This window comes from Bradyrhizobium sp. USDA 4486 (assembly GCF_054057995.1).
The window spans coordinates 3410728-3427162 of record NZ_JBSRZV010000001.1; the positions used below are offsets into that span (position 1 = coordinate 3410728).

The window sequence follows — 16435 nt, forward strand, 5'->3', positions numbered from 1 at the left end:
CCTTTCGCCAGCCGGGCGTCAAGGGTGGAAGGCAGCCCGGGCCATCATGACGGATAATCCCCCGCCAGCGCGCCAAACAGGATGACGGCCGCCGTCGAGGCCGCCCCGCCCCGCGCAAGCTGCTCGGCAAGCTCCGCAATCGTGGTGCGAACCAGCCGTTCGTCGGCACGGCCAAGCGATTCGGCGAACAGCGCCGGGGTGGTTGGAGCGAGCCCGTGCGCGATCAATTTTGCGGCAAGATCCGGAAAGGTGCGCCGGCCCATATAGACCACGGTCGTCGCTTCGGGGTCGGCCAGCGCCGCCCAGTTGAGGTTTTGGGGCAGCTCGCCGGTGACGTCGGCCCCGGTGACGAACTGCACCCGGCGCGAGGTATGGCGTCGGGTCAGGGGAATGCCGGCTTGGGCGGCGGCGACGCAGGCCGAGGTGACGCCGGGAACGATCTCGTAGCCGATGCCAGCTTCGCGCAGCGTCTCCAGCTCCTCCTCGAGCCGGCCGAAAATGCCGGCATCGCCGGACTTCAGCCGCACCACGCGCGCGCCGGTTGCGGCGTAGTCAACCAGGAGGCGGTTGACGTGGTGCTGCCTGGTTGAAGGCCGCCCTGCCCGCTTTCCCACCGCGACGAGATTGGCGCCGGGCCGCGCCAGGTCGAGGATCGCGCCGGAGGCAAGGTCGTCATAGAGCACGACGTCGGCCTCGCGCAGCCGCGCGGCGCCCTTCACGGTGAGGAGCTCGGGATCGCCGGGGCCGGCAGAGACGAAAGAGACAAAACCGCTCACCGGTCCTCCGCGATCAGATGAAAGAACGTCCCGGTCGCCTGTCCCCGCCGCGAGCCGGTCTCGGTGATCACCGCGCCGGTCGCATCATGCACGACGGCCAAAGGCGTGTCAGGCTGCGCAAGGATGGTCGAATAGTGGAATTCGTGGCCGCGCAGGCGCGCGCCCGCCCGATGTCCCGGCATCGGCGCTGCCAGCGCGGCGAGACGATAGCCGAGATGCATGCGGCGCTTGGCAAAGCTCGTCTCGAGGCCAAGCAGGCCCGTCATCTCGTGGCGCACACCGTCGGCATCTGTCAAAGCAGTCCCGAGCACCATGTAGCCTCCGCATTCGCCGTGCACCGGTCGCGTCTCGGCGAAGGCGCGCAAGCCGCTACGAAAGCTTGCATTGGCCGCGATCTTGCCGGCATGAAGCTCGGGATAGCCGCCGGGCAGCCAGCACACGTCGGCACTGTCATTAGGTCCTTCATCGGCGAGTGGTGAGAACGTCGAGATCTCCGCGCCAGCCGCGCGCCAGGCCTCCAGCATGTGGGGATAGACGAAGGAGAACGCCGCATCGCGCGCCAGCGCAATGCGCTGCCCGGGCGGCGTCACGTTGAGGCCGTTCGACGCAGCTTGCGGCGACCAGACGGCGGCCGCGCGCAGCACCGCATCGAGATCGACATGCTCGGCGACGAAGCGCGCGGCTTCGTCAATCAGCTTGCCGATCTCAGCCTGCTCCTCGGCTTGCACGAGGCCAAGATGCCGCTTCGGCAGGCTGATCTCGGCATGGCGCGGCAGCGCGCCGAAAACGGCGATGCCGGCGTCGTTGAGCGCACGGCGCACGAGGTCTTCATGGCGCGAGCTGGCAACACGATTGAGCACGACGCCCGCAAGGCTCACGCCGGCGCGATAGTCGCGCAGGCCGGCCGCGATCGCCGCCGCGGTCTGCGCCTGCCCGGAAGGGTCGATCACCAGCACCACCGGCCAGCCCAGCATCTCCGCGATATCGGCGGTAGCACCGGTACCCGAGACGCCGCGCGCGGCGACGCCGTCGAACAGACCCATCGAGCCCTCGGCGAGCACCACATCCGCATCCGCGCCGCGGCTGACGAGATGCGCGATGTCCGCGCGATCCATCGCCCAGCTATCGACATTGACGGAGGCGCGTCCCGTCGCGGCGGCATGAAAGGCGGGATCGATATAGTCAGGCCCACTCTTGAAGCACTGCACGTTCAAGCCGCGCTGGCGCCAGGCGCGCGCGAGCGCCAGCGTCAACGTGGTCTTGCCGACGCCGGAGGCCGGCGCGGAGATGACGAGGCCAGCAGCCATCACGATGCCTCCGGAAAGCGCGGCTCGGCGCCGACGGGTCGATAGCGGCGATCGTAATCGACGGCGTAAAGGCGGCTCTCGTCAAAATCCGCCGCGCCAAGCGTCTTGCCGACGAGGATCAGTGCTGTGCGCTCCATCTCGGCACCCACGGCAGCATCGAGCGTCGCAAGCGTCGCGCGGACGATGCGCTGGTCCGGCCAGCTCGCACGCCAGACGATCGCGACCGGGCAGTCTGCGCCGTAATACGGCGTCAGCTCGGCGACGACCTTGTCGAGCAGATGGATCGACAGGTGGATAGCAAGCACCGCGCCGGTGGCGGCGAAGGCAGCGAGCTTCTCGTCCTTAGGCATCGTACTGGCCCGGCCCGGCGTGCGCGTCAGCACCACCGTTTGGGCAAGGCCGGGCAGCGTCAGCTCGGCTTCCAGGGCGGCAGCCGCCGCCGAGAACGACGGAACGCCCGGCGTGACGGTGAAGGGAATGCCGAGCGCGCGCAGACGGCGGAGCTGCTCGCCCATCGCCGACCAGATCGAGACATCGCCGGAATGCAGCCGGGAGACGTCCTGGCCTGCCGCATGCGCGGCGGCGATCTCGAAGATGATCTCGTCGAGCGACATCGGCGCGGTATTGACGATCCGCGCCCCCGGCGGGCAATGCGCCAGCACGCCCTCCGGCACCAGCGAGCCGGCATAGAGGCAAACCGGACAGGCCGCGATCAGGTCGCGGCCGCGCAGCGTCAGCAGATCGGGCGCGCCCGGCCCGGCGCCGATGAAATGCACCGTCATGCGCCGTCTCCTTCCGCGATCGCAGCGGTCGCGGTGCGATCCTGCGAGACAACCCGTGTTGCAATCAACCGCGCGCGTGGACCGGCGACCGCGAGCGCCGCGGCCTCGGCCACAGATCCGGTGCCGAACTTCTGCGCGACAAGCGTCGATTGCGTGGGCGTGTCGATGCCGGCCAGTGTCGCGGCCGGAACGGCCCTGATCGACACACCGCATTCACGTGCGAGTTGCTTCAGCGCGTCGCTGTCGGCCTTGTCGCTGACGGTCGCCAACGCCACAAGCCCTTCCGCACCGCCGGCAGCCAGCAGCGCTTCGCGCAGCGAAGCCAGCGTCACATCGCGTTTGAAGCCAAGTCCCGCGACCTTCATCGGACCACACTCCACTGCACCACAGGGCGCGCTGCCTCCCAGGAGCGATAGCGGCCGAGCGGGGCGGCATGCGCGATCTCGACCCGCATCAGCTCGCCACCATTGCGCCGATGCAGCTCGCCGAGCAGCGCTTCCGTCTCCAGCGTGACTGAATGTGCGACGAGCCGCGCACCCGGCGAGAGACGGGACCAGACGGCATCGAACATCGCGAGATCGAGACCGCCGCCGATGAAGACGGCATCCGGTACGTCTTGGCCAGCAAGAGCTTCAGGCGCCTTTCCCGTGACAACGGTGATCCGATGCGCGAGTCCGAACGCCACTGCATTGCTGCGAATATTCGCCGCACGCTCCTCGCGCATTTCGACAGCGGTCGCCGTCCCCCCGCACAGCGCCCACTCCACAGAGATCGAGCCCGAGCCGGAACCGATGTCCCATAGCTGCTCGCCCGGGCGCGGCGCCAGCGCCGAGAGCGCAAGTGCGCGCACCGGCCGCTTGGTGATCTGGCCATCATGGACGAAGAGATCGTCCGAAACGCCGGAGCTGCGGGGAACACCATGCCCACCTCTCGCCTCGACGGCGACTGCGACAAGATTTGCAGCGAGGTCGCCCGCAAAGCTGTCGGCACGATATCCCGCAATGCTTTCGCGCGGTCCACCGAGCGCAGCCAGAATCCAGAACACCGAGGCGCCCCAACCGCGCTCGCTGAGCCACTTAGCGAGATCACCGGCCGCTTTCCCGTCGCGCACGAGGCAAAGGATCCGCGCACCATTCGCCAGATGCGGCACGAGACGCTCGAACGGCGCTGCGTGGAGGCCGAGGCATGCGACGGCTTCGAGCCGCCAGCCCAGCCGCGCTGCGGCAAGCGAGAAGGTCGACGGTGCAGAATGCGCGATCCACTCGGTAGCATCGAGCTTCTCGGCAAGGCTCGCGCCGGCGCCGTGCCAGAACGGATCGCCCGAGGCGAGCACCACCGTCGGCCGGCCGCGGCGCTTCAGCACGATCTCCGCATCGAACGGCACCGGCCAGGGGCGGCCGCGGTGACCAACGTCTGCAAGCGCGAGATGACGCTCGCCGCCAAAAACGGTTTCCGCCTTGGCGAGCGCCTTTCGGCTTGCCTCAGACAGCCCGGCAAGGCCATCTTCGCCGATACCGATGATGGTCAGCCAAGGATCAGTCATGATACGCGCCCTCATTCTGGGCGGAACGGCCGATGCGAGCGTGCTTGCGGCGGAGATCGCGCGCGCGCAGATCGAGGCCGTCTATTCCTATGGCGGCCGCACCCGCGCGCCCGCCGATCAGCCGCTGCCGACCCGCATCGGCGGCTTTGGTGGCGTGGGCGGGCTTGCAGACTATATCCGCAGCGAAGGCATCACGCATGTGATCGACGCGACGCATCCCTTCGCGGCCGAGATGAGCCGCAATGTGGTGGCGGCGTGCGCGGAAACCGGCACGCCGCTGATAGCGCTCGAACGCGCGCCCTGGACGAGAGCGCCCGGCGACAACTGGATCGAAATTCACGATATCAACGCCGCCGTCGCCGCGCTGCCCGACGCGCCGGCAAACGTATTCCTCGCCATCGGCCGCCAGCACATCGCCCCGTTCGCGAGCAAGCCGCAGCATGCCTACACGCTGCGCTTCGTCGATCCGCCCGAAGCGCCCCTGCCCTTTGCCGCGGATGTCATTGTGTCGCGCGGCCCCTTCACGCTCGAGGGCGAGTTGGAGATGCTGCAGGCGCGCGGCATCGCCTGGATCGTCGCCCGCAATTCCGGCGGCGACGGCGCGCGCGCCAAGATCGACGCCGCGCGCAGGCTCGGCCTGCCCGTGATCATGATCTCCCGGCCACATCTGCCCGAAAGGCCCTGCGTAGAGAGCGTGGCCGAGGTGATGCAGTGGCTCGGTCATTCTAACCGCCTCGGTGCGTAGACCCAGCGGCCGACACGGCGCGTCTGCGAATTGCAGACGATCACCAGCGTGCGCATGTCGGCCATTTCTGGGCGGGCCTCGCTCAACGTCACGATCTCGATCTTCTCGTCAGCAGCACTGATCGCGCGCGCAAAGATCACGAGGCGCTCGCCGCAGCCGGCCGCTTTCAGCACCGCCAGCGCGCGGCCAAATCCCTCTGGCCGGCTCACTGAGCGCGGATTGTACATCGCGATCGAAAAGTCGGCTTCGGCGGCGAGCCGCAAGCGTTTCTCGATCACCGCCCACGGCTTGAGATTGTCGGAGAGATTGAGCGCGCAGAAATCATGGCCGAGCGGCGCGCCGGCGCGCGCGGCCGCCGCCAGCATCGCGGTGATGCCGGGCAGCACGCGGATCGGCAGCGCTTGATAGTGCGGCGCCTGTTCCAGCGCCTCGAATACGGCCGAAGCCATCGCGAACACGCCGGGGTCGCCGGAGGAGACGACGACGACCTGCCCGCCTTCCCCCGCAAGCCGCAAAGCCTCACTCGCACGCTGCAGCTCTTCGCGATTGTCCGACGGATGCAGCGTGAGACCCGGCCGCGGCGGCACGCGCGAGACGTAAGGCGCATAGCCCAAGATATCGGTCGCGGCGGCAAGCGCAGCGGCGACCTCGGGCGTCACCAGCGCATCGCTGCCCGGCCCGAGGCCTGCGATGGTCAGTGTGCCCGTCATTCGGCGGCGTCCAGATGCCGGCCCTTGCCGTGCACCAGCACGATCGCGAAGTAAGGACAATCGGTGGCATCGATCTCGGCGAGCCGCACCACGCGCTCGCCGGGCATGGTGCCGCGCTCGACCAGCCACGCGTCGTCGAGCCGACCGGCGGATGCGAGCGCGCGGCGCACCTTCACGAGATTGCGCCCGGTCTTCATGATGACCAGCGCATCGGAATCGCGCATGCGCCGTTCGAGCTCGTCCTCGGCCAGCGTGCCCATCAGCACCGTCGTCACGTCGTCGCCGAGCGCGATCGGCTGCGCGACGCCGTTCCAGCAGCCGACCATGCCGGGAATGCCGGCGATCACCTCGATCTCGACGCGGCCTTGCAGGCGCATGTGCAGATGCATGAAGGAGCCGTAGAAATAGGGATCGCCCTCGCAGAGCACGACGACATCGACCGCGCGCGCAAGCCGCGCAAGGCGCTCGGTCCATTCGTCGTAGAAGCCGGCGAGCAGCTGAACGTACTCAGCGCTGTCGAACGCGATCTCCGTGGTGACCGGGTATTCCATGGGATATTCGGTAACGTCGGCCGCCAGCATGCCCTCGACGATGCGCCGCGCCTGGCCGGGCCTGCCTTTCTTGCGGAAATAGGCGACGTGCTTTGCGCCGCGCACCGTGCGATCGGCGCGCACGCTCATCAGATCGGGATCGCCGGGGCCGAGACCGCAGCAGATGATGCGCCCCATCGCTATTCGCTCCGGCTCGCCAGCGCGTTCACGGCGGCAACCGTGATCGCGGAACCGCCGAGCCGGCCCTCGACCGTCAATGCCGGCGCTGGCGGGGCGGCCATCAGCGCCGCCTTGGATTCGGCCGCGCCAACAAAGCCGACCGGACAGCCGATGATCGCTGCCGGGCGCGGACAGCTTTGGTCCTCCAGCATGTTGAGCAGGTGAAACAGCGCAGTCGGCGCATTGCCGATCGCGACGATCGCGCCTTCGAGATGCGGGCGCCACAGTTCGAGGGCCGCAGCCGAGCGCGTGTTGCGCATGGACTGCGCCAGCGCGGGAACCGCCTCGTCGCCGAGCGTGCAGATCACGGCATTGGCCGCAGGCAATCTCGCGCGCGTAATTCCTTCCGAGACCATGCGCGCGTCGCACAGGATCGGCGCGCCCTTCTGCAGGGCCGCGCGTGCGGCGGTCGCCATGCCGGGCGTGAAACGAATATGCGCCTCGAGACCGACCATGCCGGCGGCATGGATCATCCGCACCACGACCTGCTCTTCATCGGGCGTGAACCGCGCAAGATCGGATTCGGCCCGGATGGTCGCAAAGGACTGCCGGTAGATCGCCGCGCCGTCCGTCTCGTAGATGTGCGGCATCAGTGCCCTCCGACCAGGATGGAGGGATCGCTGACGATGTCGGCACAGCTCAGGCCGCGCAGGACGGGCTCGTCGCGGGTTGACCCGTTCCGGACGAGATCGAAGCCGGCGCTGGTCGCAACCAGCGTCACCGGGGACGCTCCGGAGCGGGCGCAGCCCTTGGCGCAGCCGGAGACGTGGAGCTTCGTGTCGAGCGCGATGCGCGGCGCCAGCGCCGCCGCCAGCGCACGCGTGTCGGCGTGCGCTTCGCGGCAGCGCGGCGCGCCGCTGCAGGCGATCACGCGCAGGGCCGGATCGTGAGGCTCCGTGATGAGGCCGGCCGCGCTCGGCATCGCGCGCTTGCCTTCGCTCAGAACCATCCGCCACGGCGTCATGCGCAGCGCATGACCGCAGCCGGAAAACTGATGCAGCGTCGTGTGCAGCATTTGCCCGAAGGCGACGCCGACGAGCGCTCCTTGCGGATAAGGCCCGGGCCGGGACGCCGGCATCACGGGCGCAGGCTCGGTCTCGCCCCGCAAAGCCGCAGGCAATGCCGCGCCGGCCGCGATGTGGGCCGCCATGCGCCCGCGTCCGCCCTTCGCGCCGCCGGAAGCGATGAACCAGGATGCGAGCGCGAGCGCCGTGCTCACCGCCTCTCCGCGCGCGACCGAGTGGCCGAAGCTTGCGCCATCGGGCCGCACCATCAAAAGGCCGCCGCGATCGCGCTCGATCCTCACGTCGGCGGAATCGCCGGCGAGCACGCGCGACTTGCCGTCGTCGATGGCGAAGCCGAATTTGGTGGGAAGATCGAGCGCGCTATCCGCGAGCGCTTCTTCAAGCTCCGCGGCGAGCGCCTGCGTCTCGTCACCGACAGTCCAGAACGGCGTCACCAGGATGTTGCGGCGGGCTTCGATGTCGGTATCGGGATCGAGCAATTGCAGCCGGGAAAGGCCATCGATCAGCGGCCGATGGCTCTCCTCGCTCACGCCCCTGATCTGGAGGTTGGCGCGGCTCGTCACGTCGATGAGGCCGTTGCCGTGGCGCTCGGCGAGATCGGCGAGCCCGGCAATCTGGTTTGCTTCGAGCCGTCCGCCGAACGGACGCACGCGGACCACGAGCCCGTCGCCCGATTGCATCGGCCGCAACGCGCCGGGACACCAGCCCTTGACCATCGACGCACTCATGACGCCTCCCGCAGCGCAGCCGCGATCGAATTGCGGCGCGTTCGCCAGAGCGAGGCCTCGTGCAGGCGCGTGAAGCAGGTCTCCATGGCGGCCAGCGCTGCCGGATTTTCACGAGCCATGAAGGCGCGGACGTCGGCATCACCAAGCGTCGCATCATAATATAGATCGAACAGATGCGGCGGCACGGCGCCGGCCAGATGCGCGAACGCTGCCATATGCTCCAGCGTGGCGGTGATCTCGGCGGCTCCACGAAAACCGTGGCGCATCATGCCGGCGATCCAGGCCGGATTGGTGGCCCGCGCACGAACCACGCGCGAAATCTCTTCGGTCAGCGTGCGCGCATGCGGCTGCTCCGGGCGCGTCGTGTCGAGATGATAGAGCGAAGGACCGGCCGCGCCGAGATGCGCAGCCGCCGCCGCAACGCCGGCTTCATGCGCGGCAAAGTCGGCGGCGAGCAAAAGATCGGTCTCCGGCAGGTCCTGGACGTGGACGAACGCATCGGCAGATGCGAGACGCTGCTCGATGCCGGTGCGATCCGGCTTAATCGCGCCATCAGCCGAGAATGCCCAAGACGATGCCGACAGCCACGCTTCGCCCGTCGCATCGCGCGTCTCGGGCGTGAACGCATCGGGGATCGCCGAGAGGCCGACGCCGTATTGTCCAGGCCGCGGCGCGAACACGCGGGAGGCGCGGTGGCGGTAGGGATTCTCGTCGCCCTCATCCTGACGGCTTGCCAGCGCTTCAGTGGCGGCTTCGAACAATTGCGCAAGCCCCGCGAAGACATCGCGGAATAGGCCAGATACGCGCAGCGTAACGTCGATGCGGGGCCGGCCGAGCTCGGCCGGCGCAATGATGTCGTAGCCGGTGATGCGGCCCGATGCATGATCCCAGCGCGGCGCGAGGCCGGCCAGATGCAGCGCCATCGCGAACTCCTCACCCGCGGTGCGCATCGTCGCCGAGCCCCAGAGATCGACGACGAGGCCCTTCGGCCAGTCGCCGTGATCCTGCAAATGGCGGCGGAGCAGCTCTTCGGCGAGCTTGATCCCTTGCGCCTGCGCCGACGGCGTCGGCACCGCGCGCGGATCGACGGCGAACAGATTGCGTCCCGTCGGCAGCACGTCCTGCCGGCCGCGATAGGGCGAACCCGATGGCCCCGGGGCGACGCGCTGCCCTGCGAGCGCGGCGCGCAGTGCGTCCCGCTCGGCCTCACCGCAGGCGCCGCGACCGAACACGTGCAGGCCGTCGCCGAATTGACTCTCCTTGAGATCGCAGACGAAGCGGTCGATGCGCGGAATGGCTTCCGCCGGCGCGGCCGATGCATCGAGACCGAGATCGTCTTCGAGGCCCGCTGCACGGGCCTCGTCGCGAATCGCAGCGATCAGGCGCTGGCGGCGCGCGGGGTCGAGCCCGTCGGCGGTCGAATATTCGTCGAGCAGGCGTTCGAGCCGGCGCAAACCTTCGGGCACCGCGGACGTTTGGAGCGGCGGCGGCAGGTGCCCGATGGTGACGGCCCCGACGCGCCGCTTGGCCTGCGCGGCCTCGCCGGGATCGTTGACGATGAAGGGATAGATGACGGGGAGATCGCCGACCAGCGCTTCCGGCCAGCAGGCGGACGACAGCGCCACGGATTTTCCGGGCAGCCATTCCAGCGTGCCATGCGCACCCATGTGCACGACCGCATCGATCCGCTGCTCACGGAGCCAGAGATAGAACGCGACATAGCCGTGGCGCGGCGTGCGGGCGAGATCGTGATAATCGCTATCGCGCGTAGCCACGTCGCCGCGCTCCGGCTGGACCGCGATGATCGAGCTACCGCACTGGATCGCCGCGAAATGGAACGCACCGTCGCGGCAGGTCGGATCACATTCCGGCGCGCCCCAGGCCTGCGTGAGATCATCCTGCAAAACTTGCGGCAGACGCGCGAGCGCCGCGCGATATTCTGCAACGTCCCAGCACCGTTTCTGCTTGAGCAGCGTCCCGCCGAGCGCATGGACCCGCGCGGCATCGAAACCGGCCTCTGCAAGGTCAGACACCAGCGCCTCGACCGACGCCAGCGCATCGAGACCAACCGCATGAGCGATCTGGTGCGGCCGGCCCGGATAGTTCGAGAGCACGATGGCAACGCGCTTCTCGGCGGCAGGCGTCGCCGCGAGGCGCCACCAGGCCGCAACGCGCGCGGCGACGGCCGTCACGCGTTCCTCATCGGGCCTGTGCGCCAGATGCGAGAACTGCAGATCCGGATCGCGCTCCGCCGCCGATTTGAAGCTCACCACGCCGGCGAACACGCGGCCATCGACCTCGGGCAGAACCACATGCATCGCGAGATCGCCGGGCGACAGGCCGCGCAGCGATTCCGCCCAGTCCTCGCGCCGCGCGGTCGAAAGCGCGACCTGGAACACCGGACATGGCGCGGCATCGAACGGCGTCGTGCCGTCATCGCCCACGGCAGAGAACGCCGTCGCATTGACGATCGCCGCCGGAGGATTTTGCATGAGATGCTCGCGCAGCCAATCCGCAGCGCCCGCAGCTCTCAGTGAGGTGACGAACACCCCATACGCGTCGAACCCCTTCTCGCGCAGCGCGGCAATCAGCGCGTCAACCGGGCCAGTGTCCGCAGCGGTAAGATATGAGCGATAGAAGGTGACGAGTGCGAGCGGGCTGCCTTCACGCGACGCCGGCGCGGCAATCACACGGCGCGCGGGATCGTAAAAACCCATCTCGGGCACGCTCATCTCGCCAACAACCGGCCCCGCATAGGCGCCCGAGGCCAGCGCAAGCTGTGCGATCGCCGCCTGAGCGGCGACGGGACCGCCGGTGTCGCAGAGCACCTTCAGCCGCCGCAGCGTCGAGACCGGCAGGGTCGAGTAGGCATCGAGCCTGACGTCGTCGCGGCCGTCGGCCGGCAGCACGGCCAGCACAATGTTGCGATCCTTCGCGAGTTGCTGGAGCGCTGCCAGCCCATAGGACCAATAAGATTCCCCGCCGATCAGCCGCACCAGGATGCCGCGCGCCTGCGACAGGGTGCGCTCGATATAGGTGTCGACCGAGAGCGGATGACGCAGCTCCGCCAGATTGGCGAGCCGCAGCGACGGCAGGCTGTCCCGGCCACGCCGCCAGCCGGCTGCGAATGCCGCAAGGTCGGAATCCGAATACGAGAGCACCACGAGATCGGCCGGGTCCTGGCCGATGTCTCTTGGCGTCGCGGTCTCCTCGAGACCCCGGCTCTCGCGGAAGACGACGTGCATCAGACTCCCAATCCCGCTCTTATCGCGGCCTCATTGATGTCGCCGTGCTCGCCGATCACGACGAGCTTCGACTGCCTGAGACCCACGCCCCAGGGCTTGTCGAACTGGTGGCGAACGCGCTCGCCGACGGCCTGAAGCAGCAGGCGCATCGGCTTGCCCGCCACCGCAATATACCCCTTGGCGCGCAGCACGTTCTGCTCGCGCGCCAGCTTCTGCACCGATGCGACCAGCGCATCGACATCCGCAACCTCGGGAAGATCGATCACCACCGATGCAAAATCATCGTGCTCGTGCTCCTCCTCGCCATCGTGATGCGAGGGACGCGCGGCGAGATCGTTTTCGGCGGCTGCGCCGAGCCCGAGGATGACGCGCGCATCGATCGCGCCGTCGGTCACCGGCAACATCGGCACACGGCGCGGCATCTCGGCGCTGATCGCGGCCTTGGCGGCTTCAATGCCGGCGCTGCCGGCGAGATCGGCCTTGGTCAGCAGCACGATGTCGGCGCAGGCGATCTGGTCCTCGAACACTTCCGACAGCGGCGTCTCATGATCGAGATTCTCGTCGGCCGCGCGCTGCGCTTCGACAGCCGCCGGGTCCGGCGCGAAGCGACCGGCCGCCACAGCCTCGGCATCGGCAAGCGCGATCACGCCATCGACGGTGATGCGCGAACGGATTTCCGGCCAGTCGAACGCTTTCAGCAGCGGTTTTGGCAGCGCCAGGCCCGAGGTCTCGATCAGGATGTGATCGGGCCGCACCGGCCGCGCCAGCAGCTGCTCCATGGTCGGAATGAAATCGTCGGCGACGGTGCAGCAGATGCAGCCATTGGCGAGCTCGACGATGTTCTCCTCCGGGCAGTTGGCATCGGCGCAGGACTTCAGGATCTCGCCGTCGACGCCCTCGCTGCCGAACTCGTTGACGAGCACGGCGAGCTTCTTGCCGCCCGCATTGCCGAGCAGGTGCTGAATCAGGGTAGTCTTGCCGGAGCCGAGGAAGCCGGTGACCACCGTCACCGGGACTTTTGCAAGCGAGTTCATTCAGCGGCCTCCGGCAACACGGCAATGGGGGGAATGCGGGCAAGCGACTGCTTGCGGAAGATTTCGGGCCGGCTGCGCCAGGGCACGAGGCCGTCGGGCGCGGCCGCATAGGCCGCGGCGCCGGCGACCACGTCCTGCGCGTTCGCATCCGACAGGCGGCCATAGACATAGGACCAGCGCCCCGGCGCGCTGAGCGCGACCGAGCAGCCCTGGCTGCATGCAGAGAGGCATTCGACGGGAACCACGCGGACGCCCTCGGGCACGCCGGCCTCGAGGATCGCGCCATGCAGGCGCTTGCCGGGCGTCGGCTCGCCCTCGCTGAGCGTCTGGCCGGCGCGGCAGGTGATGCAGACGTGAAGTGTGACGGTCATCGCCTCTTCCAGAATAACAGCGGGAGGCGAAGAGGCACACGGACCATTTCCTGAAGGCCCGTTCCCCGTCGCGGAACACCCCGTCCGCCGGTCCAAAACTCGTCCGCGCTGGCAGGTCTCCCGGCTTGCGGAGCAGGGTTTTGGCCCTTCGATCCCCGCCTTCCCGATCCCAGGGGATCAGTGGCTTCGGGCATCTCTCCGATCACGGTCGCGGGGGCGGCTGCATTTTGGACCCAAATCTTGTCGATTCGGACCCTATCGCATTCCCTCTTCGCCTGTCATAGGACAGGAACCAGTGCCGGGCCACCATTTGCCCCCGGCCGCCTCTTGTCAAGCCGAAGGACCGGGACCGATGACGCCTGAACCGGATACCCAAACAGCTGAGGAAACCGACGCCCGGCACGCCCAGAAAATGGCGAAGAAGAAGGCCGCCCGCGACAAGATCATGGCGACCAAGAGCGGCGAAAAGGGGCTCATCATCGTCCACACCGGCGCCGGCAAGGGCAAATCGTCCTCGGCCTTCGGCATGATCGTGCGCTGCGTCGCCCATGGCTTGCCCTGCGCGGTCGTGCAGTTCATCAAGGGCGCCTGGGATACCGGCGAGCGGCGCCTGCTCACCGGCCATTTCGGCGAGCTCTGCCAGTTCCACGCCATGGGTGAAGGCTTCACCTGGGAGACGCAGGACCGCGCCCGCGACATCGCCGCCGCGCGCGCCGGCTGGGAGAAGGCCAAGGAGCTGATCCTCGATGAGAACCTGCGCATGGTCGTGCTCGACGAGATCAACATCGCGCTCCGCTACGACTATCTCGATATCGCCGAGGTCGTCGAATTCCTGACGACCTCGAAGCCGCCGATGACGCATGTCGTGCTCACCGGACGCAACGCCAAGGACGAGCTGATCGAGATCGCCGATCTCGTCACCGAGATGACGCTGGTCAAGCATCCCTTCCGCTCCGGCATCAAGGCGCAGGCCGGCGTCGAGTTCTGAAGTCGATGGCACGCGCGCTGATGATCCAGGGGGCCGGCTCGGACGTGGGCAAGTCGCTCATTGTCGCCGGTCTCGCGCGCGCCTTTACACGGCGGGCCTTGCGCGTGCTTCCGTTCAAGCCGCAGAACATGTCGAACAATGCGGCCGTCACCGTCGATGGCGGCGAGATCGGACGTGCGCAGGCGTTGCAGGCGCTCGCCGCCGGCGTCGAGCCGCACAGCGACATGAACCCGGTGCTGCTCAAGCCGGAGACCGATGTCGGCGCGCAAATCGTCGTCCATGGCAAGCGCATCGCGACCGCGCGCGCGCGCGAATACGCGGCAATGAAGCCACAGCTGATGGGGGCGGTGCTGGAGAGCTTTGAGCGGCTGAAAGCGCGCGCTGATCTCGTGCTGGTCGAAGGTGCCGGCAGCCCGGCCGAAGTGAATTTGCGCAAGGCCGACATCGCCAATATGGGCTTTGCGTGCAAGGCCGATGTGCCGGTCGTGCTGGTCGGCGACATCGACCGCGGCGGCGTTATCGCCCAGCTCGTCGGTATCAAGACGGTGATCGACCCCGAGGATGCCGCCATGATCCAGGGCTTTGTCATCAACAAGTTCCGCGGCGATCCCACGCTTTTCGACGACGGCTATAGGCTGATCGCGCAGAAAACGTCGTGGCGCGGCCTCGGCGTGCTGCCCTGGTTCGCGCGCGCGGGCGAGCTGCCGGCCGAGGACGCGTTGGGCCTCAGCGACGCGCGCAAGGCCGGCCAGTGCAAGATCGCCTGCCTTGCGCTCTCGCGCATCGCGAACTTCGACGATCTCGACCCGCTCAAGCTCGAGCCTGGCGTCGATCTCGTGATGGTGCGTTCGGGCGAAGCGATCCCCGGCGACGTCAGGCTCGTCATCATCCCCGGCTCAAAGTCCACCCGCGGCGATCTCGCCTTCCTGCGCGCGCAGGGCTGGGACATCGATCTGCTCGCGCATCACCGCAGGGGCGGTCATGTGCTCGGCCTCTGCGGCGGCTATCAGATGCTGGGGCGCAATGTTGCCGACCCTCATGGCATTGAGGGCCCGGCGGGCGATACGCCGGGCCTCGGGCTTCTCGATGTCGAGACGGTGATGAGCCCGCAGAAGACGCTGACGCGTGTCGCAGCCGTGCATGCGGCGACGGATCAGCCGATCGAGGCTTACGAGATCCATATCGGCCGCACCGACGGTCCGGATCGTGCCCATCCGTTCGCGAAGCTCAACGGCGAGCCGGAAGGCGCGATCTCCAGCGATGGCCGCGTGCAGGGCAGCTATCTGCACGGCCTGTTCACGTCGGATGATTTCCGCAAGGCGTTTTTGGCGAAGCTCGACATTCCCGCGGGCAACGAGCCCTATCACGCCCGCGTCGAGAGCGCGCTCGACGCCCTCGCCGATCACATCGAAAAGCATCTCGACGTCAACGGCCTGCTCGCGCTAGCGCGCTAGGGCCTCGGCAAGACGTGTCCATTCGGCTTCGCTGCCGGGAAGCCCGAGCCGCAACCATGTTGGCTCTTTCGCGAACACGCGCGACCAGATCTGACCACGCGCGAGCCTTTCCTGGGCAGCACATGCGTCCGGCGTTTCATAGAGACGAAACAACGGCGCGCCGCCGACAAGGCGCCAGCCTTGCGCCTGCACCATCTCGTCGAGACGATCGCAGTCCCGCGCAAGCCGCGAAGCCGTCGCTTCGGCCCATGCATCATCGCGCAAGGCGCGGCAGCCGATCGCGATCGCCGCACCCGACACTGGCCACGGACCGGACATGGCCGCGAGCCTGCCGATGTCGTCGGCATGGCCGATCGCAAAGCCGAGCCGCAGCCCGGCAAGCCCGTAAAACTTGCCGAACGAGCGCAGGATCAGGAGCCCCGGCCGGCCCGCTTCCGATGCGAGCGAGACGTGCGGAACGGCATCGGCAAAGCTCTCATCCACGATGAGACGGCCGACGCGCGGCGGCAGTGTCAACACATCGTTTGGTGCGAAGGTTCGGCCATCGGGATTATTGGGATTGATCACGATGGCGAGGTCCGCGCCGCCCAGCGCGTCGAGCGTGCTGACTTCTTGGACGTCCCAACCCGCCATCGACAGCACCCCGGCATATTCATTGTAGGTCGGCGCGAGGATGCGGGCGCGGCCGGGCCCGCCAAGTTGCGGCAGCAATTGAATGGCGGCCTGCGCGCCGCCGAGCGCGACGATCGGCGCATTTGTGCGATAGGCTTGCCGCGCCGCCTGATGCAGCGTCTCGATCTCGGCCCGCGACGGCAGCGCGCTCCACGCGCGTGCGCTCACCTCGCCCACGGGATAAGGCAGCCGGTTGATCCCGGTCGACAGATCGATCCAGTCTTCCGCGCGGCCGCCAAACCGCTGCTGGGCCAGATCGAGATTTCCACCGTGCTCGCGCATGCC

At 68.0% G+C, this 16435-nt stretch carries 16 protein-coding genes and 1 riboswitch; of the genes, 3 read left to right on the forward strand and 13 right to left on the reverse strand.

All coding sequences use genetic code 11. From position 1 onward, the window contains the following. Window positions 1-44: 44 nt before the first annotated feature. The 5 genes from cobA to cbiE are packed head-to-tail and all read right to left on the reverse strand — an operon-like array spanning window position 45 to window position 4408. On the reverse strand, window positions 45-776 hold the full coding sequence (gene cobA, locus ACVWY3_RS16825) for a uroporphyrinogen-III C-methyltransferase (RefSeq protein ID WP_456839449.1): 732 nt from the start codon (window positions 774-776) through the stop codon (window positions 45-47). Continuing rightward, the gene (locus tag ACVWY3_RS16830; RefSeq protein ID WP_456839450.1) at window positions 773-2083 is read right to left on the reverse strand and encodes a cobyrinate a,c-diamide synthase; all 1311 of its coding nucleotides are present in this window, start codon (window positions 2081-2083) and stop codon (window positions 773-775) included. Before ACVWY3_RS16830 ends, cobA begins: the two co-directional genes overlap by 4 nt. Further along, on the reverse strand, window positions 2083-2865 hold the full coding sequence (cobM, locus tag ACVWY3_RS16835) for a precorrin-4 C(11)-methyltransferase (RefSeq protein WP_456839451.1): 783 nt from the start codon (window positions 2863-2865) through the stop codon (window positions 2083-2085). The genes ACVWY3_RS16830 and cobM overlap by 1 nt, the downstream gene beginning before the upstream one ends. Continuing rightward, window positions 2862-3230, reverse strand: a complete 369-nt coding sequence (locus ACVWY3_RS16840) for a cobalamin biosynthesis protein (protein WP_456839452.1) — start codon at window positions 3228-3230, stop codon at window positions 2862-2864. Before ACVWY3_RS16840 ends, cobM begins: the two co-directional genes overlap by 4 nt. Continuing rightward, entirely contained in the window at window positions 3227-4408 is a 1182-nt protein-coding gene (gene cbiE, locus ACVWY3_RS16845; protein ID WP_456839453.1) for a precorrin-6y C5,15-methyltransferase (decarboxylating) subunit CbiE, read from the reverse strand. The genes ACVWY3_RS16840 and cbiE overlap by 4 nt, the downstream gene beginning before the upstream one ends. Between cbiE and ACVWY3_RS16850 the strand changes: the two genes are divergently transcribed. Continuing rightward, complete coding sequence (locus tag ACVWY3_RS16850) at window positions 4407-5153, forward strand: cobalt-precorrin-6A reductase (protein ID WP_456839454.1); 747 nt, start codon at window positions 4407-4409, stop codon at window positions 5151-5153. The genes cbiE and ACVWY3_RS16850 overlap by 2 nt on opposite strands. On the opposite strand, the gene cobJ is transcribed toward ACVWY3_RS16850, so the two are convergent. From cobJ to ACVWY3_RS16885, 7 genes are read right to left on the reverse strand one after another with little or no spacing between them, the layout of a single operon-like run. After that, window positions 5129-5863 (reverse strand): precorrin-3B C(17)-methyltransferase, encoded by a 735-nt coding sequence (gene cobJ / locus ACVWY3_RS16855; protein WP_456839455.1) that lies wholly within the window; start codon window positions 5861-5863, stop codon window positions 5129-5131. The two genes, ACVWY3_RS16850 and cobJ, sit on opposite strands and share 25 nt — an antisense overlap. After that, entirely contained in the window at window positions 5860-6591 is a 732-nt protein-coding gene (locus ACVWY3_RS16860) for a precorrin-2 C(20)-methyltransferase (RefSeq protein ID WP_456839456.1), read from the reverse strand. Before ACVWY3_RS16860 ends, cobJ begins: the two co-directional genes overlap by 4 nt. A 2-nt stretch (window positions 6592-6593) precedes the next feature. After that, window positions 6594-7223: a precorrin-8X methylmutase gene (locus tag ACVWY3_RS16865; RefSeq protein ID WP_456839457.1), complete on the reverse strand. Its 630-nt coding sequence runs from the start codon at window positions 7221-7223 to the stop codon at window positions 6594-6596. After that, window positions 7223-8386, reverse strand: coding sequence for a precorrin-3B synthase (gene cobG, locus ACVWY3_RS16870; RefSeq protein ID WP_456839458.1), 1164 nt, complete (start codon window positions 8384-8386; stop codon window positions 7223-7225). Before cobG ends, ACVWY3_RS16865 begins: the two co-directional genes overlap by 1 nt. Then, the gene (gene cobN, locus ACVWY3_RS16875) at window positions 8383-11631 is read right to left on the reverse strand and encodes a cobaltochelatase subunit CobN (protein WP_456839459.1); all 3249 of its coding nucleotides are present in this window, start codon (window positions 11629-11631) and stop codon (window positions 8383-8385) included. The genes cobG and cobN overlap by 4 nt, the downstream gene beginning before the upstream one ends. Beyond that, window positions 11631-12665, reverse strand: a complete 1035-nt coding sequence (gene cobW, locus ACVWY3_RS16880; RefSeq protein ID WP_456839460.1) for a cobalamin biosynthesis protein CobW — start codon at window positions 12663-12665, stop codon at window positions 11631-11633. The genes cobN and cobW overlap by 1 nt, the downstream gene beginning before the upstream one ends. Beyond that, window positions 12662-13036 carry a DUF1636 family protein gene (locus ACVWY3_RS16885; RefSeq protein ID WP_456839461.1) on the reverse strand — a complete coding sequence of 125 codons (375 nt, stop codon included), beginning with the start codon at window positions 13034-13036 and terminating at the stop codon, window positions 12662-12664. The genes cobW and ACVWY3_RS16885 overlap by 4 nt, the downstream gene beginning before the upstream one ends. A 93-nt stretch (window positions 13037-13129) precedes the next feature. Next, a riboswitch (cobalamin riboswitch) is annotated at window positions 13130-13348 on the reverse strand. Window positions 13349-13388: 40 nt separating this feature from the next. Here ACVWY3_RS16885 and cobO point away from each other — a divergent pair. Next, window positions 13389-14024 carry a cob(I)yrinic acid a,c-diamide adenosyltransferase gene (cobO, locus tag ACVWY3_RS16890; protein WP_456839462.1) on the forward strand — a complete coding sequence of 212 codons (636 nt, stop codon included), beginning with the start codon at window positions 13389-13391 and terminating at the stop codon, window positions 14022-14024. A gap of 5 nt (window positions 14025-14029) precedes the next feature. Further along, window positions 14030-15478 carry a cobyric acid synthase gene (locus ACVWY3_RS16895; protein ID WP_456839463.1) on the forward strand — a complete coding sequence of 483 codons (1449 nt, stop codon included), beginning with the start codon at window positions 14030-14032 and terminating at the stop codon, window positions 15476-15478. On the opposite strand, the gene cobD is transcribed toward ACVWY3_RS16895, so the two are convergent. Further along, window positions 15467-16432 (reverse strand): threonine-phosphate decarboxylase CobD, encoded by a 966-nt coding sequence (gene cobD, locus ACVWY3_RS16900; protein ID WP_456839464.1) that lies wholly within the window; start codon window positions 16430-16432, stop codon window positions 15467-15469. The genes ACVWY3_RS16895 and cobD overlap by 12 nt on opposite strands. Window positions 16433-16435 lie beyond the last annotated feature (3 nt).